General features: G+C 66.7%; 20 protein-coding genes and 3 pseudogenes. 5 read left to right on the top strand and 18 right to left on the bottom strand.

The window, feature by feature from the left end; translation table 11 throughout:
- The first annotated feature begins 241 nt into the window (after positions 1–241).
- Positions 242–988, top strand: coding sequence for a phosphotransferase family protein (locus tag ACIQPR_RS48550; RefSeq protein ID WP_403664084.1), 747 nt, complete (start codon positions 242–244; stop codon positions 986–988).
- Positions 989–1,070: 82 nt separating this feature from the next.
- Here the strand turns inward: ACIQPR_RS48550 and ACIQPR_RS48545 are convergent.
- The 3 genes and pseudogenes from ACIQPR_RS48545 to ACIQPR_RS48535 all read right to left on the bottom strand — a co-directional run.
- Positions 1,071–1,352 (bottom strand): annotated as a pseudogene (locus tag ACIQPR_RS48545) (IS5/IS1182 family transposase); the annotation flags it as partial.
- Positions 1,353–1,523: 171 nt separating this feature from the next.
- Positions 1,524–2,390 carry a serine peptidase gene (locus tag ACIQPR_RS48540; RefSeq protein WP_403664082.1) on the bottom strand — a complete coding sequence of 289 codons (867 nt, stop codon included), beginning with the start codon at positions 2,388–2,390 and terminating at the stop codon, positions 1,524–1,526.
- The gene (locus ACIQPR_RS48535; protein ID WP_403664079.1) at positions 2,387–6,967 is read right to left on the bottom strand and encodes a hypothetical protein; all 4,581 of its coding nucleotides are present in this window, start codon (positions 6,965–6,967) and stop codon (positions 2,387–2,389) included. Before ACIQPR_RS48535 ends, ACIQPR_RS48540 begins: the two co-directional genes overlap by 4 nt.
- A gap of 411 nt (positions 6,968–7,378) precedes the next feature.
- On the opposite strand from ACIQPR_RS48535, the pseudogene ACIQPR_RS48530 reads away from it, so the two are divergent.
- From ACIQPR_RS48530 to ACIQPR_RS48520, 3 genes and pseudogenes are all read left to right on the top strand, one after another.
- Positions 7,379–7,707: pseudogene (locus ACIQPR_RS48530) on the top strand (DUF317 domain-containing protein).
- Between the two features lie 122 nt (positions 7,708–7,829).
- Entirely contained in the window at positions 7,830–8,105 is a 276-nt protein-coding gene (locus ACIQPR_RS48525; protein WP_403664087.1) for a hypothetical protein, read from the top strand.
- A 15-nt stretch (positions 8,106–8,120) separates the two neighbouring features.
- Positions 8,121–8,942 (top strand): DUF317 domain-containing protein, encoded by an 822-nt coding sequence (locus ACIQPR_RS48520; RefSeq protein ID WP_403664076.1) that lies wholly within the window; start codon positions 8,121–8,123, stop codon positions 8,940–8,942.
- A 386-nt stretch (positions 8,943–9,328) separates the two neighbouring features.
- Here the strand turns inward: ACIQPR_RS48520 and ACIQPR_RS48515 are convergent, their stop codons facing one another.
- The 13 genes from ACIQPR_RS48515 to fabG form a co-directional block, all read right to left on the bottom strand.
- Positions 9,329–10,435: a TIGR02391 family protein gene (locus ACIQPR_RS48515; RefSeq protein WP_403664074.1), complete on the bottom strand. Its 1,107-nt coding sequence runs from the start codon at positions 10,433–10,435 to the stop codon at positions 9,329–9,331.
- Between the two features lie 216 nt (positions 10,436–10,651).
- On the bottom strand, positions 10,652–11,074 hold the full coding sequence (locus tag ACIQPR_RS48510; RefSeq protein ID WP_403664071.1) for an NUDIX domain-containing protein: 423 nt from the start codon (positions 11,072–11,074) through the stop codon (positions 10,652–10,654).
- Between the two features lie 156 nt (positions 11,075–11,230).
- The gene (locus ACIQPR_RS48505) at positions 11,231–11,929 is read right to left on the bottom strand and encodes a hypothetical protein (RefSeq protein WP_403664068.1); all 699 of its coding nucleotides are present in this window, start codon (positions 11,927–11,929) and stop codon (positions 11,231–11,233) included.
- A 78-nt stretch (positions 11,930–12,007) separates the two neighbouring features.
- The gene (locus ACIQPR_RS48500) at positions 12,008–12,487 is read right to left on the bottom strand and encodes a hypothetical protein (RefSeq protein WP_403664065.1); all 480 of its coding nucleotides are present in this window, start codon (positions 12,485–12,487) and stop codon (positions 12,008–12,010) included.
- Between the two features lie 53 nt (positions 12,488–12,540).
- Positions 12,541–14,262, bottom strand: a complete 1,722-nt coding sequence (locus ACIQPR_RS48495; protein ID WP_403664062.1) for a relaxase/mobilization nuclease domain-containing protein — start codon at positions 14,260–14,262, stop codon at positions 12,541–12,543.
- Positions 14,259–14,876, bottom strand: coding sequence for a hypothetical protein (locus ACIQPR_RS48490; RefSeq protein ID WP_403664059.1), 618 nt, complete (start codon positions 14,874–14,876; stop codon positions 14,259–14,261). The genes ACIQPR_RS48495 and ACIQPR_RS48490 overlap by 4 nt, the downstream gene beginning before the upstream one ends.
- A complete protein-coding gene (locus ACIQPR_RS48485) occupies positions 14,873–15,109 on the bottom strand; it encodes a hypothetical protein (protein ID WP_403664056.1) in 237 nt (78 codons plus the stop codon). Before ACIQPR_RS48485 ends, ACIQPR_RS48490 begins: the two co-directional genes overlap by 4 nt.
- 89 nt (positions 15,110–15,198) lie before the next feature.
- Complete coding sequence (locus ACIQPR_RS48480) at positions 15,199–15,390, bottom strand: hypothetical protein (protein WP_403664053.1); 192 nt, start codon at positions 15,388–15,390, stop codon at positions 15,199–15,201.
- Positions 15,390–16,682: a DUF2637 domain-containing protein gene (locus ACIQPR_RS48475; protein ID WP_403664050.1), complete on the bottom strand. Its 1,293-nt coding sequence runs from the start codon at positions 16,680–16,682 to the stop codon at positions 15,390–15,392. Before ACIQPR_RS48475 ends, ACIQPR_RS48480 begins: the two co-directional genes overlap by 1 nt.
- Positions 16,679–17,320 (bottom strand): WhiB family transcriptional regulator, encoded by a 642-nt coding sequence (locus ACIQPR_RS48470; RefSeq protein WP_403664047.1) that lies wholly within the window; start codon positions 17,318–17,320, stop codon positions 16,679–16,681. Before ACIQPR_RS48470 ends, ACIQPR_RS48475 begins: the two co-directional genes overlap by 4 nt.
- Before the next feature lie 164 nt (positions 17,321–17,484).
- Positions 17,485–18,198 carry a hypothetical protein gene (locus tag ACIQPR_RS48465; RefSeq protein WP_403664045.1) on the bottom strand — a complete coding sequence of 238 codons (714 nt, stop codon included), beginning with the start codon at positions 18,196–18,198 and terminating at the stop codon, positions 17,485–17,487.
- Between the two features lie 2 nt (positions 18,199–18,200).
- On the bottom strand, positions 18,201–19,091 hold the full coding sequence (locus ACIQPR_RS48460) for a helix-turn-helix domain-containing protein (protein ID WP_403664042.1): 891 nt from the start codon (positions 19,089–19,091) through the stop codon (positions 18,201–18,203).
- A 720-nt stretch (positions 19,092–19,811) separates the two neighbouring features.
- Positions 19,812–20,534, bottom strand: a complete 723-nt coding sequence (gene fabG / locus ACIQPR_RS48455) for a 3-oxoacyl-ACP reductase FabG (protein ID WP_403664039.1) — start codon at positions 20,532–20,534, stop codon at positions 19,812–19,814.
- Between the two features lie 325 nt (positions 20,535–20,859).
- Here fabG and ACIQPR_RS48450 point away from each other — a divergent pair, with 325 nt between their 5' ends.
- Positions 20,860–21,666, top strand: a complete 807-nt coding sequence (locus ACIQPR_RS48450) for a helix-turn-helix domain-containing protein (RefSeq protein WP_403664037.1) — start codon at positions 20,860–20,862, stop codon at positions 21,664–21,666.
- Between the two features lie 345 nt (positions 21,667–22,011).
- Here ACIQPR_RS48450 and ACIQPR_RS48445 read toward each other — a convergent pair whose 3' ends face one another.
- Together ACIQPR_RS48445 and ACIQPR_RS48440 are read right to left on the bottom strand one after the other, a co-directional pair.
- Positions 22,012–23,805 carry a hypothetical protein gene (locus tag ACIQPR_RS48445; protein WP_403664034.1) on the bottom strand — a complete coding sequence of 598 codons (1,794 nt, stop codon included), beginning with the start codon at positions 23,803–23,805 and terminating at the stop codon, positions 22,012–22,014.
- Positions 23,806–24,147: 342 nt separating this feature from the next.
- Positions 24,148–24,234, bottom strand: a pseudogene (locus ACIQPR_RS48440) (IS5/IS1182 family transposase); the annotation flags it as partial.

The raw sequence follows: 24,234 nt of genomic DNA, 5'->3' as shown, positions 1-24,234 counted from the left end.
CAACCGCCCGTTTCCGCACACGGGAAGACGTCGCCAGGTTTCTCGACCCCGACAAAACCAAGATCAAACCGACGTGTTGATTCCCGGCAAGCCCTTAGGATTCCTAACAAAAGTAGTGGACTTGACCTGGCCAGAGGTCGGTGTCGCGCACGAGGCTGCCGGGTATCGGAAGCGATCAACCGCGTAATCGCACGCGATGAAACCAGCGACGTCGGCGATCATCCCGGCATACTGGTCGCCCATGGATGAGGTCAAAGTCGTCGTCGCCCATTCCGAGCGCGCGACCCTGCGGGTCGGCGATGTGTTTCTGAAGGTGGACGCCGATCAGGCGCGCATCGACGCCGAGGTCGAGACGATGTCCCTCGCGCCGGTCCCGACCCCGGAGGTCCTGTGGCGCAAGCCGCCCGTGCTCGCGATCGCCGCACTCCCAGGGACGACGCTTGGACGCCTCGGCGGGCCCTCGACCGGGTCGCCGACGGCATGGGCCGCGGCGGGCGCCACCATCCGGACACTGCACGACGCGCCGCTGCCGCCCCGGCCCGGCGGGGCCGGCCGGAGCACCATCGCGCTGGCGGCAGAACTCGACGAGGAGTGCGAGTGGCTCGTGACGAACGGCGTCCTGCCCGCGGACCTGGTCACCCGCAACCGCCAGGTCGCCGAGGCCGCGCTCCGGCCGTGGACTCCGGCGTTCACGCACGGCGACCTGCAGATCGCGCACGTCTTCGTCGACGGCGACGAGGTCACAGGCATCATCGACTGGTCCGAGGCGGGCCAGGGCGACGCCCTGTACGACCTCGCCACCTTCACGCTCGGACACGAGCAGCGCCTCGACGACGTCATCGCCGGCTACGGCACCGGCATCAACCTCGACGTGATCCACGCGTGGTGGTCGTTGCGAAGCCTGCTGGCGGTTCGCTGGCTGTTCGAGCACGGTTTCGACCCGTTCGCGCCGGGTTGCGAGGTCGATGTGCTGAGATCCCGCATGTGAGGCTGCGCGGGCCCAGTGCTGCTGCGAATGCGTTGTGACGCAGCGAGCAGGCCATCCCCTGGGTGATCGCCTGCCCGTACCCTCAACAGAGTGCGGTGCGCAGACGTCGCCAGCAGATGACGGCGCAGCCGAGGGTGACAAACGCGTGGTGGATGTCGTCGCGGATCTCCCAGCGGATGCGCAGGCGGCGGAACCAATGCAGCAGCGCGATCGCTCCTTCCACGACCCAGCGGTGCACCCCCAGGCCGGAGCCGTGCCCGGTGCCACGCCGGGCGAGGTGCGGGGTGATCTGGAACCGACGGACCTTGTCCCGGTAGACCTCGTGGTCGTAGCCGCGGTCGGCATACACGTGAAGATTAGGCCGCGGACCTTGAGATCCCACCCACAGCGCCCGTGCGCCCGTGCATTGCAGGTGTCCTTCGACATCCAATCCAGTCGTTTGACAGCGAACCTAGTCGTGGGCGTGAGCCCGCTCCTGCATGCAGGAGCGTTGCCTGGGACGCTAGATCGTTGAAGACGCAGATCGGCGAGAGTCTCAGGCGATCTGGTCCGGGGGTGTCGGGCTGAGGACGAAGGGAGCAATCGCTGCAGTGGTGAGAGGGGAGGACAAGTACGCTCCGAGGGTGTGGAAGTCGATACGGCCAATCGAGGTGTCGGCGTGCTGGTCAACGGGGAATCGGTCGCCGAGCCGACGGGGAATCGCCACAAGGTCACCTGCGTCGGCGAGGTTCACCCAGTAGCGGACCCCAGCAGGTCGGGCACCCCGATTGGCGATGGGTGCGGGCACCAGGTGATCAAAGATCCCGCCTGGCAGGCCAAGGGGAGAGCCAAGGGTTACGAAGCAGTCCACGGTCAGTTCCGGGTGGGCATGGAGGGTCTCGTACGCGACGACGGAGCCGAGGGAGTGCGCCAGCACCACGCGGGGGCGCACCCGCTGAATCGACTCGGCCACGGCGGATCGGGCGGCAGCCCGTACCTGCGGAACGTGGAGATAGCGGCGCACCTCGCCCGCCAGCTGGACGGCGAGACGGATGATCGTCCCGATGGGGATGTTGCGGCGTCGGGAAACCCAGGACAGGACCTGCCGCAGCGGTGCAGTAATCAGCCCCTGCCGTTCCTGGAGGGTGGGTGAACCCAGGGCCAGCGCCCAGGCGATGACCACGGACTGTTCTCGTTCGTCGAGGGCGAGTACATCCGGTACGACAGCCTGCCGCTCCGCAGCCTGGGTGTGGTGAGCGTAGTACGCGACGTGCAGGGCAGGGAGTTGGTGGGCGCTCAGTCCGGCAGCCGTGAAGCCATGCTGGAGTTTGGGCCGCCACTGCCCTGCTAGTTCGGTGGCCGCTTGTTCCGGCGAGCGGCCGCTCAGGTGGTTGCCGATGCCGTGCACTGCGACGATCGTCACTGCTCTGGTCCTTCCTCCAAGTGGCAATGGACGGAGTACGCCGGGAATCGCCATGGGCCCCCGGTGGTCACGCCGTCGACCTTGCTGATTTCGTACCCGTGTGCCTCCAGCCGCACGACCTCAAATCCGTTGGGCGTCAGTACGTCGACGAGAGCATCGTGGAGTTGGGCAGTCGTCGCAGTGATGGGGCGGGTGTAGACCAGACCGGAGGAAGGCGGCAGTCCTCCCTCCCATTCGTCGGCGGTGTGCAGCTCCCACCCGTCTGCGCGGGCATCGCCACATAGCAGTTCGCCCGGAAACCAAGCCAGGACGTGGGTGACGTGGACGGTCGGTCGCGTCGGATGGAGCGCCGACGCCGTTGCGGAGCAGGTCCAGCCGAGGGCCGTGACATGGCCGGTCTTGCTGCTTACCAGCACGCCGTTCTCGTAGGGGGCGATCGTGTGTACTCGCTCCGGTACTGGGGCCGGCGGTCCGAGTGGATCGCCGGATTCGGCATCCCATGCCTGGACCTCTGCTTCGTTGACAGCGGCCACGAGTACCGGCCTGCCGTTCACTTGACTGACAGTCATCACCCGAGGGCTGGCCACGGGGATGGAACCCACGAGCGAGGCCGTCACAAGGTCCCAGATCCGCACCTGATCGTCGTCCGACGATTGCTCGGCAGCGAACAGGCGCCCGCCTTGCATCGCGATCGCTTCGATCCGGTCCAGCGTGATCGCTTGCCGCAGGGTGCTGTCAGCCAGGGACCAGAGACAGACCCTGTGTTGGTTGTGGACGCTGATCAGGAGCGGTTCGCCGTCGACGGTGCCTGCGACCAGCTCTGTGACCGGCCCCTCCACGTTGGCGAGGAGATGGGAAGGCGACTCCTTGATCGTGTCCCAGACATGGATACAGCCGTCGGTTCCGCCGACCACGGCCCACACCGAATCGCCGTGCGGCACAGCGGCCAACGCGGTGCCCGGGGCGGGGAGGCGGACTGTCGACTGCAGGGCATCCTCGCGGACGTTCCAGGTGTCGAGCTCATTCTCCGTGGTCACCGTGACGATGTAGGACGCGTCGTTGGCTGTCACGGTGGTGGCGTGGTTGAGCGCGCCCAGGTCGGTCAATTCGCGCTCCTCGGCGCCGGTGTTCAGGTCCCAAGTCTTGATCGTGCCGGAGGCGAGTTCGGCGCTGAGGGCGAGTTCCGAGCCGCCGAGCCGGATGGTGCCGAGGATTGTGGCGGGGCGCCAGTGGTTTTGGCCGTGACCGAACCGTGGGCAGACGTCGAGGTCCCATACCCGCATGTTGCCGTCACGATGGGCGGTCAGCGCGAGCTGAAAGCGGTCGACGCGGCGGATATCTCCTAGCGCCAGCCTTCTGTCCTCTGGGCCTGTGACGACCTGGACGGTTTCACCGTTCACCCGGACCGCGTACATGCCGGGGGTGTAGGCGACGAGGGAGAATAGCGGGGCCAGCGCGTTGGTGCGCTGGATCCGCACTGCTTGGAGCCCGCCGGCCGATGTGAGGCAGACGGGCAGCCCGTCCAGTTTGCGCAGCACCCTCGGTCCGTCATCTTGAGGGTCGGCGCAAACATAGTGGATCGCGAGAGAACCGTCCGTGGACTCCACTCCGAGTAGTGAGCAGATGGTGGTGTCCCCAGTGTTGACGGTGTCGAGGGTTTTGCCGAACGACTCATCCAGGAGGCCGATCCGGCTGATGTCGCCATTGACCCGACCAACTAGCAGGACGGTTTCATCCTCAGTGTCGGTGACCGTCAGGGCCGAGATTCCCGCGCCGTCGAGGTGCGCGTCGGTAACGGACGCCCCCGTGGCGAGGTCGTGCAGCCGCAGAACGTTTTGGGCAGTCACCAAGGCAATGACCGCCCGCTCCTCCAGATCCACGATCACCATGTGAGTGATGGCATCTCTGTCTGTCCGGAGTGTCGAGGAATACCGGAGGAGCGCGCCGGTTCGGTTCGGTGTGATGTCCCAGGCTTGGAGGGAGCCGTCGTTGCCGCCGAACACAGCGAGGAGCCGTCGGTCGACAGCTCCGAGGGCAAGGGCTGACACTGTGGTGCCCAACTCGTCCTTGGTGATGACGTGCAGCAGGGACTCCTCGGGCAAGCCCGTGCTCCAGCGCGTGCAGAGCACAGCTTGTGCGTCTTGGAGATGGCGCGCCAGTCCGGCCGCTCGGTGGGTCACAAGGCCCTGCTGAAGCCTCGCACGTCGTGCCTCCAGCAATCCGTCCTGCCCGAAGTGGCTGCCACGACCGAATGCCTTCTGGTGGGCGGCTCCGGCCCGACGCGCCGTGGGGGTTCTCGTCCTGTGAACGGCTTCCCAGATGCTGTTGCGGTCGGCGCGGACTAGGTACTCAGGGTCTAGGAACAACTGGTCGACTGCGGATCCGCCCGGCACAGCGACGGCATGCTCCATAAGGTGTCGTAGCAGATACGGTGCAGCGAGGTCCCACCGAGGCCCGTCAGCGGACCACTGTCCGGGGACGGCCGACAACAGCTCGTGGAAGAGCTTGTCGGCGAGGCCGTCGAGTTCGGCCCCGGCGTCACGGAAGTGTTCGGTGATCGTCTCGTGGAAGAACCGGTAGAGCTGACGTCCGTCCGAGTCGATGTTCGTCCGCAGATAGAAGCGGGCAGTAGCCAGCTTCTCGCGGGCTTCGCCCGGGGTCAGCGGGTGGAGCCCCTGACCCGCGGCCATGGCGGCAGCGGTGGCCGCTGCCGCCACAAGCTCCAGTGGCATACCCTGACCTCGCGCCTGCGCTAGCCCCACCATCACGTGCCGCATCCACGGGTCGCGGTCCAGTGTGGTCCGCAAATGCAGTTCGAGCAGGTGCGGCAGAGTCTGCGGCAGCCGGGCGACCGCCTCGGCAGGTTTCAGGGGTACGCCGCCCCGCAGGAAGTCGGCGAAGAGCGCTGCGACGAGGAAGGTGCTGCGATCGCGGCTATGAGCGATCGCGGTGGCAACCGCACGGGCCACGGACTCGCGGAGGGCCTGGTCGCTGTAGCCGGGTGCGCTGTACAGGATGTCGGCTATGTAGGTCGTGATGTCGTTCGCAAGGTCCTCGACATTGGAAGAGGCGTCCAGGTTGAGCACCAGCCTGCGGGCACCGGGAGCTTCCCAGAGGCGGTGGTCGTCCGTCTGCGGAGGGCGCATTCCCACGAGTGCTCGGAAGGCGGGGCGGCCGTCGGGGCGGAGCGTGCGCAGGAGCTCGGGTAGCAGATCGCGGACGATGCGGTCGCTCTCCAGGGCTTCGTCAATGGCGTCGAGGATGAGTATCACTGGTTCTGAAAAGTCCTGGGCGATGCGTTTGAGCTGTTCCAGAGCTTGCTCACTGCTGACGGCGGCCGGCTCCGTGTCCTCGGGAGTCAGTTGCGCCATGATCGAGGCGATCACCTCGTCCGTGCTCCGGTGCCGGGCATGGACCGCGACAAGGGTCGGGTACCGACGCTCCGGGCGGTACTGAGCAGGAATACGACCAACCAACCCTGCACTCAGCTCGGCGAGCTGAGTGTGTGACAGGAAAACCGTTACCCCCAGCAGCGCCGACTTTCCGGCCCCTGGGCTTCCGGTGATCAGCAACAGGGTGTCGTCGCTCGCCAACCAGGAGCGAATACGGGTCAGCTCACGGGTTCGCCCGGTGAATAGGCAGGCCATGATCGCAACGGAGTCGTCCAGGCGGCCGGACGCCCGGGTGAGGAAGTGGACTGGGTCCAGACCGGGGTCGAACTCGGCCGCTAGTTCCCGAACTGCAAATCGCAGTCGGCTCCGAAGCCGCTGCCAGCCGTCAGTGCTAAACGCTGGGTTGGCGAAGAACTCCGGTACCGGCAACGAGGCGGCTCGGCGCGGCGAGTGCACCACGGTCTGCGGATACCCCTCGCCGAGGCGGACCAGCTCCCGCGTGATCTCGTCGGCGACAGCCTCCACCGGCACGTGGGACAGAGCCGGAGAAATGTCCCAGTGCCCCAAGCGGAGCCGCTCCAGCGCTTGGGCCGTGGCTTTGGTGAACCGTGCGTCAAAGGCGCTCTCGTCCGCCGTGCACGCCGCAATCACCCAGGTCTTTCGGTCGCTTTCGGGAACGTCCTGGAACAGTTGGTAGTCCGTCGCGGCCCCTGCACCACAAACATCAAGCAGGAACAGGACGGGAGACTGGTTGGAGCCGTGCTCGACCTCGTTTAGCCATCGACCGACATCAATCGCCGACTCCGGAAGGTCTGTCGGACGGCTGTCGTGTACGGGCAAGTATAAGACGCGGCCACGAAGGGCCCCATGACCGGCAAAGTGAACGATACGCGGCCCGCCCGCCGAATCGTGCCGCAATTGCCGCCAGCTCTCCTCAATGCTGACCCGGTCCGCGTCTATCACCGGTTCACCGACGTTCAGTCCGTCGAAGCGCGAAAGCACCACGGCGAGTTCACGCACCTGCGGTGCAACCGACGGCAGCGGACGCAACCCCTCCGACATCGGGTTCCACTCGCCGTCGACCACGCTCTCAAAGGTCCCAACCCCGAACAGAAGTGCTCGACCCATCATCCCCCCGTGCCCGTACGCTTCGGTCTCCAGGCTATCGGGATCCAGGCTGGTCACCTCTCACGACTAGATTCGCTGTCAGAAAAGCCCAGACGACTCCGTTCGTTGTCAAATGCCTCGATTGGATGATGTAGGATTTCGCGGCCCGTGGCACAGGCCGAGCTTCTTACCAGCGGTTTTCAAGCTGTCTCACGGCGATGGCACACGGCTCAGTCTCACGAAACGTGGCACTTCCTCGGCGGCTTCGCGAGGGCGCAGGGCCCTGACCTGCGCGTCTCACGGATATGCCGTCATGTGCCAAGATCGAATGAGACTGCGCCACGGGATTTGAGACCCCACAAGATGACGAAGGACATAATTCGCCAGGGGCAGACAGGAAAGACCCAAGAAGGACTGGCCAAGGCGTGCGCCAGCATGTCAATGTAGATCACCTTCGGGGAAAAGCGCAGGTCAGGAAGGTTATTGCTTGTGACTATGGCCCCTGTGAGCCCTGGATCCTCCACTACCGTCGAGGCCCTGCGCCGGCGTGAGTGGCAGCTTGGTCCGGGCGAGCCCACGCTCGTCATGGACCAGTTCACCGCCGAGGACTTCCGTCTGGCGTGACCTCGAAGGACGGTCGCTTCTGCCTCGGCTGGTTTCCGCTCGGCTGCCCCGGGACCGACGGGGAGGGATGGAAGATCGCCGTCAGCGGTACCGCGAAGGTGCGTGGGTACAGCGTCTCCTTCGATGGGGAGACGCCGGCCGTGATCGTTGCCGCAGCAGTGGCATGCGTTCTGGAGACCTCCCGGCGCGTATGACCCCGGTGCCGTGGGTCGAGATCCTGCGAGGGAAGGCGCTCGCAGCTCACCGGTGTTCCACGACCCACACCCCTTCATCCCCGTTCCCTCATCCAAGGAGGCTGTCCGTGCCCTGCCCGGAGATGACTGTCGGCGAACTCATAGACCACTTGTCAGCCTTCGACCGCAGTGCGCCGGTGCGTCAGGCGATGAACCCGTTCTCCCCGACGGAGCACCGCCTCATGCAGGTGATGGCGGCCACGGACTGGACTGGACAACTGGTTGTCTATCTCGCGGAAGGCCGGGACGCGGACACCCAGCTCGGCCATCTGCCGCCCGAGGTCGCCGTCCTGCTGGCCTGGCAGGGCCCAGTCCAGGCGCTCCCGCGCCGTCCCCGCCGTACCGCTCGCGGAGCGTAGAGCTCCCACAAGCCCTTGGAGGCGCCCCTGTATTCCGACTTCCCGTTCGACCGTTCCACCCCGAACAAGGCCCAGGGCGCGTACTGGGTCGGTCCCCGCCACCTGGCAGGTGACGACGGACGGCTCTACGACACCGTCGCTGACACGCTCACCGGCCTCGGCTGGTCGAGCCTGACGATCCTGCGCGGACGGCGGGAGCCGGACGAGGCGCCGGAGGACCAGCAGGTCCTGCGCTCCACCGTCCTGCACCTCAGCCCCGACAGCCTGCGCTGGGCCCAGTGGGTCCTCGCGGATGAGCCGTTCTACCTGGGGGCGTTGCCGGTCGCCTGGCACATGTCCGCCCGAGCGGACACGGACAGCCCGCTCGCCCAGTGGTCCGCCTACTTCACTCCCGACGTCCCGGGCGAGGTCATCGTCGACTTTCTCTTCGCCCTAGATGCCCGCGACCTGCCCGCAGAACCGGGCGGCGGACCCGAGCAGGTCGTTGACGCCGTCACCGCGCACGGCTGGCTCCGTGACATCGACCGGCCCGACGCGGGAGCGATGGACCCGACGTTCACCTCGTGCCTCACCCTCGGCGAGGTGCCGACCCTCATCCAGGACGCCAACCCGTTCCCGCTGATGGTCGGTGTGGACGAGGACGGCCCGGTCGGATGGCAGGCGTGGGCGGAGCCGGTGTTCGGTGCGCCGTGCCTGTGGGCGGCGTCGTTCAGCGGCAGCGTGCCCTACGATCTCGTTGCCGCGTTCGCCTCCTCCCTCAGCTCCAACGTTCCGGTCCTGCGCCGGGTGCTGCCGGAGAGCACCAGGGACCGGCTCCTGCGCGCTCCGGCCGGCTGACCGCCGTGAACCGGGCGACAGCACCCCCAGGGACGACGAGTTGTGTCACCGAGGTCCCGGTGCGGCATGGACTGGGCGGATGCGTTGGATGACGTCGCCGTGTTCGACGCGAACGGACCGATGGTCGCGCACATGCGGGTGGAGGAGGCACCCGCCGGAGTCGAGGAGATCCTCGCTGTCCTGTGCGGTCCGCGTACCAGCCACCGAAACCCACGATGCCCGCCACCCCGCGTAGGGGAGGCGGGCATCGTCATACTCCCTCACCGGTTGATCCCGGTCGTCCATGACGGGCTGGACGATGAGCCCAGTGATGACGAGGTGCACGCGTAGGTTGCCTGTCCAGATGGCTTGCCGTTTGCCAGCCGCCAATTTTTAGGAGCATGCGATCACGTGCTGGCGGCGGCCTCGCGCTGTTCGTCCTCAATGTCGAGGCGCCGCATCAGGAAGCTGGCGATCACCAGCATCTCCTCCGCCTCGTCACGGGCGTCCTTCTCGTCCGGCCCGTGCATCCGGGGGTTGCGCAGTGCGCCCATCGCGCCCTTGAACAAGAACTGCATGCCGGTCTGCTCGCTCTCCAGCGACGTTCCCGTGGAGCGGGTCACGGTGATCATCGGTGCCGGCTTGCCCAGCGCGATGCCCATCAATTTCTCGCCGACCTCACGGACACCAGCAAGTGTCTGCACACGGTGCTCCACTGCCTGGAACGCGCTCCTCACCGCGTCGTAGTGGAAGCCGCTGCTGAATCGCTCAGCGGCTACCTCCGCGATCAGCGGATGCAGGACGCAGGTGACCGACAACTTCTCCGGCAGCTCTGCGACGGAATCCGAGAAGGCCAGCGCTGGTGCGAGAGCGGGAGCAACGGCGAACTCTGTTAGGCGGTTTGAGAAGGGGCGACTGTCGGCCTCTGCCCGTGCCGGTCCCACCACCTGCTCCCGGATCCGCCAATACTCTTCCAGCCGCTGCACGTCAGCGAACGGCCGAATGCTCCGGTCATAACTCAGCGACCAGTTCAGTTCTTCCCCGTTGGTGCCGCCACCGCCGAAGCAGGGCTCGTGCACCCCGAGTGCGGCCGCCGCGAACATGACGTCCTTGGTCAGCAACTTCGGGTCAGTGCCCGGTTCACCCTTCAGGTCCACGGGCATCAGCACCGGCCGCTCACCAGGCTGCGTGGGCTGGAAATGGGGCTCGATACTTGCCGCTGTCCGCACCATCCCGAGGAAAACGCGGATGGCGGAGTTGGCACCGGTGCAGTTCGCAGCGCCGGCGATAGTCAGCGACAGCTCCTGAGTGCCCTGTGGTACCCGCGAGATGTCCGGGTCGAGTCCCCGCAGCAACGCAGGGCACAGTTGCTGTACGGCCTCTTCGTACGTCAGGCCCGCCGCGTAGAGCTTCCGGTCGATGAAGTCGAAGCTCGGCCAGCGGTGATGCGTGGTGAAGTGCGCCCAGATCGTGTCGAGGAGGACGTAGCCTGATTCTCCCGTGGGGTGCGGCATTCCTTCTGGTGTGGTGGTCCGAGCGATCAACGTGCTGCCCCCAGCGTCCGAGCCTGAGTTACGTCGGCAGGCTACTACCGCAACAGCTCTGCACGTTGGCGACTTATTTGGGGCGTCCGCAAAGCCGTGCAGCCACCTCGGACACAGTGGGACACGGCTTGCCGGGGTACTGCTTGTGCTCCCGCAGTGTGCGGCGAACCTCGTTCGAGAACAGGCCTACGGTGTTGGCGAGATAAGGTGTCGCGCGAGCTGCTCGACGTAGTGGCGGACGTGGGGTGGCATCGGCTCGGGAAGAGTGCTGAGCGGGAACAGGCGTAGTTCCTGGCCTTCGCCGAGAACCAGCTCGTTCTCGGCCCCGTTCCAGAGTGTGATGAATACGTGGGGTGGGGTCTTGTCCTTCTCGTACGCGGTGACCGCGACTTCGTCGATCGCCTCCGGGACGATGCCGGTCTCCTCCCGCAGTTCGCGCAGAATCGTCCCGTGTGGTGTCTCTCCGGGCTCCGCTCCACCGCCGGGCATCGACCAGTGCCCTGGCCAGGCGATGCCGGGCTTGTCATCCCGTAGCTGGAGGAGAACCTCCCGACGTGGCGTAGTGACGAATGCGAAGCATCCGCGGGTCTTCACCTGAGGGTCCGGCATGCTGCCCCTTCCCCGTACGACGGCGTCAAGTCGGCACCGTCCGGCCGTGTTTCACCATGGTCCGCACCATAGGCATGTGAGGGGTGCGCGGCAGCCGGACGCTCGGTCTTCTCTTGCCGGACGTGGCAGGACCGGGTGCGTGGGGAGTTCCTCGCTTCAGCGGCTTACCGCCGTACGTACGGCGCCGGTGATGTGGGCGTCGACGAGAGCCGGTGTCCCAGAGACGATCACCAGGACCGTGCCCGTGCGGACCGCTGTCTGCTTGACGACCGTGCGCTGTCCGTTGGTGCTGTAGGTGAGCAGCTGGCTCCACTGCTCGTCCCCGAGGCGTGCAGCCGGGATTGGCTGGACGCCTACGTGGAGGAGGGTGCTGCCCGCCAGTACCTGGTACTTCGGGCAGGACACCATGACGTCGAAGATCCGGCCCGTGCCGGTGGACAGCTTCGCGGCGGTGTCGCTGTACAGCTCCTCGGTGACCTCCGAGTTGCTGCTGTCGGCGTCGATGAATGCGGCCTTCGCACGGTAGGGGAAGTCAAGGGATCCTCCTGTGACCGCGTCGCCGCCCAGATCGTTCAAGGCAGGGCAGCCCAGGACGGTCACGTCCTCGTGCTGGGAGGACGAGTTCTCCGGTTTGAGGGTGTAGCCGCTGCCGAGGTCCTGCTCGCTCAGAAGCCGAGTGGCCAGGGCGGCCGAGGAGAGTGGGCTGGCAGGCGCCGTGTCGGCGCCAGCGGGTGCCCCGGTGCGGGTGGAAGACGGGGTGGTGGGTTTCTGCTCGCTGGTGTCGGTGGAGCAGACGTACAGGCCGAGGGCGGTGACGGCGACGAGGCCGAGGGAGGTGGTGACGCGAACGCGCATGCGGAACTGACCCCTTGGTGCTGGGCGACGGGTGGTCAGTACGGGCCCGAAGGCCCGGTGGGGTCGTAGGGGTGGGGGTCAGTGTCCGAGGTGGCGAAGGCAGTCCTCGAACGTGGCGTGCGTCGCGTCCGCCGGCTTGGCGTGCCGGTTGTACCAGGCGGTGTCGAGCCGTGGCTCGTGCTGCTGGTGGCCGGCCCGGCAGCGCAGCCAGATCTCGTCTCGGGTCGACAGGACGAGCCAGTTCCGGTATGCCCCGCAGACGGTGCACACAGCCAACTCGCCCTCGATGACGAGAGGTTGGGACCAGGGCATCATCCGCCCGGCCACCTGGTCATGGCTCGGAATTCGCAGATCCGGCGGAAGGAAGTCGTCCACCACCCCGCCGACCGACTCGTCCGCTGCGCTCGCGGCCCGGATTCGTTCGGCCTCCGGCGGAACCAAACTCTCCAGCCCCGCCCACATCCGCTCGTGCACGCGGCTCAGCCCGTCGGTGTCCGCTCCACGACGGCGGCGTATCCACTCCAACAATCCGGTGTTCTCCCTCGTCTCGACCAGCACGCATCATGATCGTGCCCCACGCCCGCGCCTGCTTCAATTCACACATTCCACAGTCACCTCCGCCCGCGCCCGGATCCGGACCTCCGTGGCGTCTGCCGTCCTCCTCCGTGTGCGGACTCATCGGGCCGGGGGGCGCTGCTGGCCATGTGGCTCGTGTCGGCTGGCAGGCCCGCGGCCCGGCGCAGTCGCCAGACCAGGACGTCGCTGACGGACTCGGCCGTGCCCAACTCCCGCCGCGCGGCGGCGTCGGCCAGGAGGGCCGTCGGATCGTGGCCTGCGGCTTCGGTGTCGGTGAGGGTGGCGGCGAGCGCGTACCAGCCGGGCTCGACGAGGATCTGCTCCGCCAGTTCCGGCAGCGCCTCGCGCAGTACCGTCGTCTGCTTCCGGAGGAGGGGCTGGCTCAGGTGCCGGCCGCGCCGGTAGAGGGCGTCGAGTGGCTGGGCGGCGGCCAACTGGTAGGCGGCGCGCAGATGTTCAGCAGCCTGCTCTGCGGCGCCGGCCTGCTGTGTGTGCCCCTTCTTCGCGTGCCAGTGGGCGGCGGTGGTGATGAGGAAGAACAGCATGTCGATCGCCATCGCGGTGGTCGCGCCGTCCTCGCCCCGGCCGAGGGCGGGGCCGCTCCGGACGAGGTCACGGGCTGCCCGCCGCAGGGCGCGGTCGTGCCCTCGTATGGTGCGGACGTGGGAGCGGGAGGCCCGCTCGAACACGAAGGCCGCGTCGCGGAGTTCGGCGCGGGTGTGGGCGGCGGACGTCTTGGCGAGGGCGTCCAGGACCTCGCCGGTGGAGGCGATGTGGGCGGCGGCGATCGCGTCGTCGCCGGACTCGATGACGAGCACGGCCTGCCACGCCGCCGTTGCCGTACGCCGGCGGGCACCAGAAGGTCCGCCCGGCGCCGTACGCTCCGTCGGACCGGCGGGTAGGAGGTTCTGGTCGTCGTGGTCGGCGGACCAGCGTTCCCGGATCCGGGGCAGGGACAGGTCCGGTGCGAGGCGCGCGCCGGGGTAGAAGACGGGCTCGCCGTCCTTGTTGCGGTCGTCGGGCAGCGCGACCTTGTAGCCGAGCAGGTCCCCGGAGGGTGCGGACCGTGCGCGGATCAGCAGGCCGGCGGCGGCCAGCCGGTCGAAGAACTCGTCCTCGCCCCTCGCGCCGGCCACCGCGCGCCGTACGGTTTCGCGCAGCTCCTCCCGCGCGGTACGTGCTCGGCCCTGTCGCTCGGCCTTGTGGCGTTCGGCGCTGGTGGGCCGCTGGGCGGCGGTGCCGTCACCGGGGGCGACCTGGTGAAGCCCGAGTTCCTTCTCGATCAGGCGGCATTCGGCCTGCGCACGTTTGTAGGAACGGAAGTCGTCGGGACGGCTGCCGTCCTCGCACACCCGGGTGGCGACGATGTGAATGTGGTCGTCGGCGTGGCGTACGGCGGCCCACCGGCAGCCTGGCTGCCCGCCGCCGGGGTCGATGCCGGTGGCGGCCACGACCCGCCGGGCGATCTCGCCCCACTCCTCGTCGGACAGGATCCGGTCGTCCGCCCTCGCGCGCACGGAGGTGTGCCACACGTGCTTGGCCGGCCGCGCGTGCTTGGCCAGAGCCATCACGGGCTGGTCGAGGAGGAGTTGAAGATCCTTGAGGGTGGCGTGCGGGTCGCGGCCGGGGTCGGGGGACATCCCGTCGAAGGAGGCCACGAGGTGCGGGTCGGTGTGCTCCTCGTGCTTGCCCGGCCCGTAGAGGTAGGCGAGCAGGCCGATCGTCCGGGACCCGGGATCGTTGACGCTAGGGATCACGCGGCACGCTGTTCGATCAGTCGGGTGGAGGCGTCCCGCACGCTTTCCGCAGCGCGGTGGACGGCGGTGATTGCCTCTTCCAACTGGGGTGCTTCTGCACCGGAGTTGAGGGCCTTGACCGCCTGGTTGAGGTTGCTGCCGGCCCAGCCGAGCTTGCGGCGGCTGTCGAATAGTGCGGTGATCACTTCGCGTTCGCCGGCGATCTCGGCGCTCGTGCGGTCGAGGTCGCGGGCGGCGGCGAGCGCGGCGCGGGCGAGGAACCCGGCGACGGACAGGTTGCAACGGGCGGCGGCGGACTGGATCGTCGCGAACTCTTCGTCGTTGAAACGGGTGTTGGGCTGGTGCAGGCGCTTGGTGGCGCGCGGCTGACGCGGACGCTGACGGGCGCGGGCAGTGCGCTCGCGGCGCGCGGTCGGCTTCTTCTCCTGTCCCGGCTTCGAACCGCCCTCGGTCGAGGCCTCCTGGACCTGCGCCCCCCGGTGCAGGTCCTCCCCGCCCCCCTTGGGGGCGGGGTTGGCGGAAGCTACGCTTCCGCCCCAACTTGCTCTCCCTGTGACCGAGTTGGACTCGGGAGCAGGTTCCGGGGTGGTGCGGGTCGTGTGCGGGCTTGTCATCGGGATTCGTGCCTCGTGGAGCGGGTGCGGTGCTGGATGGTCGCGGTCAGAGCGAGGACATCGGCCGGCCCGGCCAGCACACGGACGGGCCCTTCGACGTAGTCCTGGACGAGCCACTGGCCGGTGGGCGTGAGCACGGCGGCGTGCAGAAGGCGCCGACTGACCAGAACGTCCATCCAGGCGGCGGCCTCGGCGACGGTGGGTTCGGATGAATCAGGTGGACGAGGGATCACGGCGTATCTCCGTAAGCGGGGAGGTGACCCGGTCCGGGACCGGGCCACCGCTTTTGCGGATAGGGGAGTTGAGCTGGGGCTTTACCAGGTCAGCCGCACTCGGGGCAGCGTCCGACGTGGCTGGAGAGCGCCCGGACCATCCGCTTCTTCGTCGAGGCAGCCTGCGTTGCGCTGGACTTGGCCGCCGGCCTGCCCTCGTGCCGCTGGGAGTGGGCGAGCATGAAGGCGATCTCCCGCTCGTACTCCGCGCGGACGGTGTCGAACCGGTGGCAGGTCTTCATCACCGCCTCCTCGTTGTACGGGGCAGGTGCGCGAGCTGAGGGTCCGCGTACAGCTGAGCCTGGAGCTTGCGGAAACCCTCGTTGCTGATGGTGATGTTGTGGCGCCGTAGATGGGGTCGTATGACCCGGCGGGTCATACGACCCGATTCGAGAGCGGCCTGGCGAGCGACCTCGACCTTCACCTCCCACGGGACCTCGTCGTTGTGGTCCGCAGACGTGGTCCGCGGCGCGGGCGAGGCTGCGTGGTCCCTGGCCCGCGCCCCTCGCGGTCCGCCCGGTGCTCCGTCGTCGTGGTCCGCCGCAAGGTCCGCAAGCTGGTCCGTGTGGTCCGCGGCATCGTGGTCCGAGGTGGCGGACTCGGTGGACTGGTCCGTGGTCCGCGGGTGCTCGTGGTCCGGCATGTGGTCTGCCGGGGCGCCCAGTTCCGCATGCGCCGGACCATGTCCCCGGTCTGCTCGGTCGTGGTCCGTCGGACCAGGGGAGGTCCGCACCGCCTGACGTGTGGTCTCCCTGGTCTGCCCGCCGCTTTCGACAACCTGCGGACCACCGTCGGTCTGCTGGTCTGCCGCAGCTGTGTCGTGGCCCGCAGCCAGGGCCGGGGCTGGGTTGGTCCGGCGGTCTGGAGCTGGGGCACCGCGGTCCGCCGGGACGGTCTCGGTGACCTGGTCCGTGGTCCGCAGGCGGTCGCGGCCCGTCGTGGCGCGATCGTCCCCGCTCTCTGGACCCGCTTGCGATGTTGATCCGCGTCCGCAGTCGGAAGGGTTTCCGGGACGGTCCGCAGTGGGACTCGGTGCCGGTCCAGGGGCATGGTCCGTGGACACCTTTACCGTCTGGTCCGCCGCGTGTCCGCCACCGGGGTGGTGGCGGGTGATGAGGATGTAGAGGTGGACCGCGCCGGCGAGGGCGAGAGGGGCGAGGGTGGAGAGGACGGCCACTACGGTGTCGCCCAGGCGCAGACCGGAGTGAGTGGTCTGCTGGTTGAGGCGGACCGCGTGCAGGGAGTTGGCCCAGATGCTCGCTGCGGTGGCGGTACCGAAGAGCACCCAGACGTAGAGCCGGGCCCGCAGCGGGGCCTGGGAGAGGACCAGGAGCGCGCGTACCCCGTAGGCGATGAAGCCGTCGATCACCAAGGGGAAGAGGTACGTGAGGAAGCCGCGGATATGGATGGCGACGGCCATCTGCTGCAAGGCGTCGTAGCTGAGGGCGCATCCGGCGAGGCCGAGGACCACGATGGCGAGACGATCCCAGAACCCGACGGGCGTGACGGCGGGGTGTGCAGCGGTGGGGGTCATGCGGCCTTTCCGAGCGAGGCGGGCGTCGGGGGTGACGATGCTGGGCGTGCTATGGGCTGCTGCGTGCCTGGCCTGGCGGGCGCGGGGCTGTCGGCTGTCGAAGCGGTCTTCCTCCGCTTCTTCTTGGAGCGGGGAACGCCGTAGGTGCGATCGCGGTCGAAGACCTTGTTGGCGGACTGCCGCAGCAGGTCACGGGCATGTTTGTGGCTGATCTGCAGGGCGGCGGCTAGCCGCTTGGGTCGCCAGCCCCGGACGTAGGCGTGGTCGATGGCGACCTGCCGCTCGGCTTCGGTCAGGTGCACGTCACGTCCATGGAAGAAGGCGGTCACGCGCCGGTAGTCCAGGCGCTGGTGCAGGTTGTCGTGCAGCGGGCGCCGCTCGGCTTCGGTGAGGCCGCCCCAGACGCCCTCCTTGAGGACGTTCTCCAGGGCGAAGTCCAGGCAGTCTCGGCGCACCGGGCACCAGCCGCAAAGCTCCTTGGCTTCCGTGATCTCCTCGTGGTCCCGGGGCCCGGGGAAGAACACCGCGTCGGCGTCCTCGACGTCCATGCCGTGGCACGCCCCGCGGGTGTGCCAGCTGGTGTCTCCGATGCCGCGCAGGCCGGTGGCCGGCGCGTCGTGGACGGTGATGTGGCGCAAGGCGGGTCTCCGATGTGCTGCCGCGTCGACCGGCGGGCGCGGTGCTCGGCGGGTGCGGCGTCGGGTACCGGCTGCGGCGCGTGGGCGCGCGCCGCAGCCGGTGCGGGACGGGGATGTTGGGCGGCGGTGCAAGGGGGATGGGGTGCACGCGCCGGGTGCGTTGGTCAGGCCAGAGCGGGCTGTTTGGCCCTGCTGTTCTGCTGGGCCTCCCGGGCGGCGAGGTCGAGACGGCCGGGGTGCGCGGTGGCGCGAGGGGTGGTTGCACGGACCCCGTCGTCGGGGCCGATCCGCCGGCGTCGGCAGGGATCGCCGGGCTGGGCCTTGCACCACTCGCAGCGCACGCTCAGGGCGTCGGGCTCGCCCAGCGCGACGGCCATTTCGCGTGCTGCCCGGGCGGGCCGGTACGGCGCGAGGGCGGCTCGGGCCGCGGGCGGGATGCAAGAGCCGACCTGGTCCAGCATCGTCTCCAGCCTCGGATCGCTCTCCTTGCGTCCGCCGGTGATCGCCCGGGCCTGCGCAGGCTCCGCGAGACCGGCGGCGACGGCGCGGCGAGTTCCGGCCAGCTCGGCGCTCCATGCGGCCTGGTCGTCCGGATCGGCGGACGGTGCCGGGTCGGAGTGCCGGGCCAGGCGGTCGCGCCGGTAGCTGTCCCAGGGCCGGGCTACGTCCGAGGGCAGGATCTGATAAGGCGAGGTGCGGATGTGCTGGCGGGCGGCCACGCGCACGTCCCACCCATACGGGGTGGCCATCGGCACGTCACCGAGCAGCTCGTGCCACTGGGCGAGCTGGTCGCGCGCCTCGCCCCGGTCGGTGCGGATGGTGCGGGGGTCGAGTCGGCCGATGTAGGCCAGCAGGGCGGCGATTTCGCGGCGGTCCACGGTCAGCCCTCCGTTCCGGTCGGCTCGTCGAGGGCGGCGAGGAGGGCGGCGGTGTGTGCCTCGGTCCTCGTCATGCCGCCTGACACGGCGGGGCCTGTGCCGTGCTCGGCGTGGTGGTTCGGGCGGCTGGGCGCGTGCTCCCGGGCGATCCAGGAGCGCCAGTCGCTCGCCCAGGCGTCCGCCGGTCTCGGCTTGAAGCCGGAGCGGTGGGTACGCCACTTCGCATCGGCCGCCCGCAGACCCTCTTCGCCGAGGCGGTTCAGGTGTCCCTCCTGGCGGGCCCAGGTGTGGGTGTCCGGGTCGATCTGCCACTCGGCAGCCGACAGGACAGCAGCAGCACCATCACTGCTGTACCTACGGTTCATATGCGGTTCACTACGGTTCTGTGTGCCGGTTTCCGGTACACCGCTATGCCGGTTTCCGCTACGTCGCTGTGCCGGTTTCTGTCGCGGCCTGCTGGTTTCCGTTACTGCCGGTTTCCGGACCCTTGCGGGGGAGTCCGGCACCTCACGCGGGCGGATTCCGCACCGCCGTAGAACCGAGAGCCGCAGTTCTGCAGGGGCTGCGGGCTGGTCCGGTGCTGCCGGGTGACCTTGCCGCTCTCGCAGGGTCTGCGCGACAGCCTCGGCGACGAGAGGCAGGCGGTAGACCGTGCTGCGTTGCGGGCCGACGAGGTCGTCGAGCTGCTCCAGCTCGCCGGCGAGAACCAGGCGCTCGACGGCTTCGCGCACCGTGGAAACCGAGGCGTTCGTGCGTGTGGCCAGGCTTGAGAGTGAGGCCCAGGCGATGCACTGCTCGTCGGTGACCCGGTCGGCGATCGATAGCAGGACCAGGCGCGCGGTTCCCCGGCTGGAGCTGTGCTCCCACACCCATTCGCGGGCATCGATGCTCATCGGCCGCTCCCGCTCGGGAGGGGCGGCCGTGGGTTCGCGGTGACCACCGGAGCATGCTTCATGACGGGGCGGGAGACCGTGAAGGCAGAGGTGAGCGCCGTGCAGGCCGGGCGCTCGGCCCTTTTGCGCAGGGCGGGAGGCATGCAACAATCCCCTTTGCAGTACTGCCACGCTGACGCACCCCGTCCAAAGGGATCAGCGTGGTGATGGTGGGCATCTCTGTCAGGCCGCTGGCCGGGACAGAGGTACCGCTGAGCGTTCGGCGTCCGGGAGTTACCGCTCTCGGGCGCCGCCGCTGTGTAGAGGGCGGTGCGCTTCAGTTACTGCGTGCTGGGCTCCTCACATTCGCGGTGCCGGAGCCGGGCGGCCCAGGCGACGACGAACATACGCACGGACCCGCTTCAAGATCCAGTGTTGGTTCTCAAGCTCTGTACTAGTTGCAGAGCGTGACGGCCCATGGTCTTCACGTACGCAGCCCGGAGAACGACCAGCGGCGTTGCGCCGTACCGCCACATCGTGCTGCAGTGGCGAGCGCCGTCTCGTGCCGCCGCTCCAGCGCATCCTCCTTCGGCACCCCGAGCGGCGCCCGCATGGGCGAAATCGGCAGGCGGTTCGGAAGAGGATGTTCGATCCGGGCCTGACCGGCCGGCCAGCGCACGGTAGTGGGCATGAGGTGCGAAACCGCCGTGCGAGCGAGTCGGCGATTGTCAGTGGTGAGGGTCAGTGCCCCATGGCGATGCCGCCGTCGACCGGAAGCACAGCGCCGGTGATGTAGGAGGCTTCCTCGCTGGCCAGGAAGGCGATGGCCGAGGCGATCTCCTCCGGGTTCCCGATCCGGCCCAGCGGAACATCACCGACGATCTCCTTGACACGCTCTTCGTGCAGAGCGGCAGCCATAGCGGTGTCGGTCAGGCCCGGAGCCACGATGTTCACGGTGATCCCACGCGAACCGATCTCCCTGGCGAGTGAGCGGCCGAAGCCGATCAGGCCCGCTTTCGACGCCGCATAGTTTGTCTGCCCTGCCTCACCCTTGAGCGCAACGGCCGAGGAGACCAGGATGATCCGGCCGCCCTGCTTGGCCCTCAGCATGCTGCGCACAGCCCGCTTGGCAAGCCTGTAGGCGGCCGTGAGGTTCGTGTCCAGGACCGTGCTGAAGTCCTCTTCCGACATGAACGGCAGCAGCTTGTCCCGGGTGATGCCGGCGTTGGCCACCAGGACCTCGACAGGGCCCTGGTCGGCCTCGACCTCCTTGAAGGCGCTCTCAACCTGTTCGGGGTCGGTGATGTCGCAATGCACCGGCATAGCGCCGAGGAAAGCGAGGTCCGGATCGATGCCACCTGTGCGGTAGGTGAAGGCGACGGAGTCACCACGGTGGGCAAATGAGCGAACTGCGGCATGCCCGATTCCACGGTTTCCGCCGGTGATCAGAACAGAGCGCGACATGAAGATCCTTTACATGAGTCAGCTGGACCGGTTCGCCGTCACGGAGATCAAATCCCCGCAGCGGTGCCAGTGACAGTAGGGCGTCGCCGTGTGGTTCAAAGGAACGCAAAGCCTGTGCTTATCCTGGAGGTGGAAACTGTCAGTTTCCATTTACTTGTGACGGTGTTTCATATTCCGAGCGCTGCACGGAGCGTGCGGGGTCAACTCCCTTGCGTCCGGGCTCTGATGCGCCGAAAGGCGGAGTTGGGAGGAGGTCGGAATTGCAGCCGCGATGTGACTTGAGTCTCACCGTCCGTTGTTACGGGAACGTTATCGAGGGAGTGATATGCAGAGCTTGATCATTACGCGCATTCTGAAGCAAGCGAGGGCGCGCCGTAACGCATCGGACATCCCCGGCTTCGAGGCTGCTTTCGGGACGCGTCAGGGCCCTGGGGTTACGCAGGGGCAGGTGGCGCACCTGGCTGGTGTCAGCCGTTACTGGTACGGCGGTCTGGAGGCCGGACGCGCCGGCAACTACAGCGACGCGTTTCTTCGCGCTGTGCGGCGCGTCCTCGCTTTGACCGACGAGGAATGGGAGATCGTCTATCGCGTCACTCGGGGTCGTGCACCGGCGATCACTCCGGTCAGCGGCCTCGGCGCGCTGCTTCCCGACGCGTTCCGCGCCTTTGTCGAGGAGAGCCGCAGCTGGGCCGTCTACCTCAACGACCACCGCTGGGACGTCCTGGCCTACAACTCCAAGACCCTGGAGTACTTCCCATGGATGCAGTACGGCCTCAACGTCATGGAATGGGCCCTCACTTGGCCTGAGGCGCGTACTCAGCTCGTCAACTGGGAAGACGAGTGGGCCATGCCCATGATGGCCCAACTGCGCGTGCACGCCGAGCAGTACAAAAGCGATGAACGCATGCAGAGCGTGATCGGAACCGTCCGGTCCGACCCGGCCGCCCGCAAACTCTGGGATGCGCCCGCTCTGCCCGCCATCACCCACCCCTCGTCGGCGCAGCCGCGCCGTCTCTACCTGGCGGGGCGTGGGGGGCAGGAATTCTCCGTCCGATTCATCGCGGGCACTCCCGATGAACTTCCCTCGTACCGCCTCATGGTTGTCACTCCGGCAGAGGCTGTATCGGGCTGATGCATACCGCCCCGCTGGGCTGATGGCTTTACTGATCGATTGTCAGGGTGCATTGTTCGGCGTATCTTGCCGCATGCCGCGCACATCTCACACCTGGGGAGTTCCGTACAGTCCTGGCTCTGGTTGAAACCCGCTGCTGCTACAAGGAAATGATGATGCGTAAATCCCTTCAGGGGCTCCTGTTGCATCGGATCCAGAGGGAATTCTTCCCGAGCTGGGCGCTCTGCGCTTCTCTGTGAACTTGCTCGCCGAGTCTTTCCATATCGCCGGATGCGACCCACTTCACACGAGGGAGGTGGCGACTTACTCCGGTCCAGAGTCGTCCTCATCGAGTTTCAGCAACGCTCATGGAAAATCGAACTTGACTGACGCTGCACCCCAACTTGAAAGGCGCTCCTCCAAGGTTGTCGTGCGAGCGTCAGCATCCCCACCGAGCCTGGAAGATCGCATGGCCGCAGTGAGGACTTCCGCCAACTCTCGATCGTTGATTTCCAGAGCCAGAGCCCTGAGTGCACGGATTCTTGGAATTGGGTTGCAGGTGCTGTCGAGCCGCGCGAGATGAACTTGATATGCAGTCCAACGTCTCATGAGTTCAGAGGTTAGACATCGAACCCCGTCGTATTTCCAAAGATGAAGCGCTCGGACCGTCGCCATTCCGTAGCTATCATCATCGACGTCACCTAGAGAGAAGGCTCGCAAAGGTTCTACAGGTCCATCGAACACGCGATTTCGAGAATCTCCGTTAGCTATAAGAGTCAACGTGAGAACCTCATCCGGAATTAGCGAAGCGATTCCTCCCGCTAGCTGGAATAGCTTTGCATCAGGTGGAGGTGTCAACTCTACAGTCCAGGAATCTGGCCGCTCAATAAATGAGGTAATGTCGCACCCCTCGGCGACTAGTCCAATTTCAGCCATACCGGCCGCCGAAATTCCGAATGACTTGTAGAATTCAGGACCGTACGTAGATATGCCTGACTCGGCCAACGCGACCTGCATACCAACCAAGCACCCCATCGCGCTCTCATAGGCTGTGAAAACTTGATCTCCAAGTTCGTGCCAAGTCAGCTTTCCTGACCCTCCCTTAGTTTCCAGAGTGATGCCGTCATCCGCATAGCGCACCATGCGATGGGCCTGAGCCGTTCGAAGATCTTGGCTGAATCCGCGCACCAGAGGCTCCAAGTCTGGATGATTGCGTGCGGAGCGCAACAAATCTGTCGCGTTGTCTTGGCGCAGTTTGTCGTAGGGGCGCGTCTTTCGGCCCGTGCCCGCGAGCAGGGCAGCAGCAACCAACTGCCCTGGACCTTCCACTAGGCTTGCGGCTACGTCAACAATGGCGCGACCAACTTGGCGAGTAAGTGATTGACCGTTGATGGCATGCATAACTTGCGTCGCGGCGTCGTTCAGCTCAAGCAAACCCTCCTGCAAATCCGGCAAAAAATCTGGAGATGAAGCGACAGCTGACAATAGTGCTGGGTTCCCGGATAGGAGAGTGTAACTCTTCGATACGAGATCGCGAAACCGGTGCTGGTCCCCATAGAAACGCGCAGCAATGTCCTGAAGGGCAAACTGAAGACCGAGGCCAGTATTGGGAAGCTTGGATGCTTGAATTACGTGTGCCAAAGACTGGTCGGCTATAAGGCTTAGAGCCGTAATATCGGATACATTGAGATCTCGCTGTGCCTGCTGAATCAGAACCATCATCTTTTCCTCGGCTCGCTCAGCAGCAACCAAGCGATCAAGGATATCTATGAAGCGAGTCAGGGCTGCCATTTCGAGGGCGGCCGTATTTAGGTACCCCTGCGCCTCTTCTGCTTTGCGCTGTGCTTCCAAAGGGGTTGTGGCGCCTAGACTCTGGAGATAGCTTCGAACCATCTGGACCAGGTGTGAAACGCAGGTCTCAGCGTACTCAATAATCGGCATCCAGGGCCGCAGCCGGGGGGTTGCCGCAAGTAGTGCGCACTCAGAAGAGATTGCCTGTGTCGCGGACTGAATCTTTTCGGCAGCTTCAAGCTCCTCAGAGCCTACCGCCCTCAAGGCCTGAAAAAGCACTGGCAGCCATATTTCCAACCGTTCAATTAGTCGCTGGAGATCATCGAGGCTGAACGGCTCGCGGGCGGAGTGAACTTCCGGCTGATCCAAGGTTTGGATCGATGCTGCGATGGCTGCACTTCGGGCGACTAGCCGATCGTTGATTTCCCATGGCTCTGGCCGCCTGCCGCAGTCAGGACACGCAACACCACGGACGCGGGACGTACTGCAACCTGAGCAGGTGATCTGAGCGAAGGACAGCTGGAAACGGTGGACCATGACGGAATCTCTCCAAGCCTGTCGGCGGGCAATGCCTACTCGGGATGCAAGCCAGGGACATCATCGCGCCAATCTCCCTGTCTCCGCACCCGAGTTCCGACCGCCGCCCGGTTGGATGGACTCCAACCGTAGAACACGTGTCTGAAGCTGTCGCAGGGTGGTCACTGAGCTTCTTCAGCGTTGCTGCTCCAGTGTGAGGATGGCCTTGGCGATTGATGTCATTCGATTCGGGCTGCACCGGGACCTGCGGAAGATTCGTCA

Source organism: Streptomyces sp. NPDC091280, assembly GCF_044768565.1.
Classification (GTDB): Bacteria; Actinomycetota; Actinomycetes; order Streptomycetales; family Streptomycetaceae; genus Streptomyces.
This window is presented reverse-complemented; position numbering and strand designations above follow the sequence as displayed.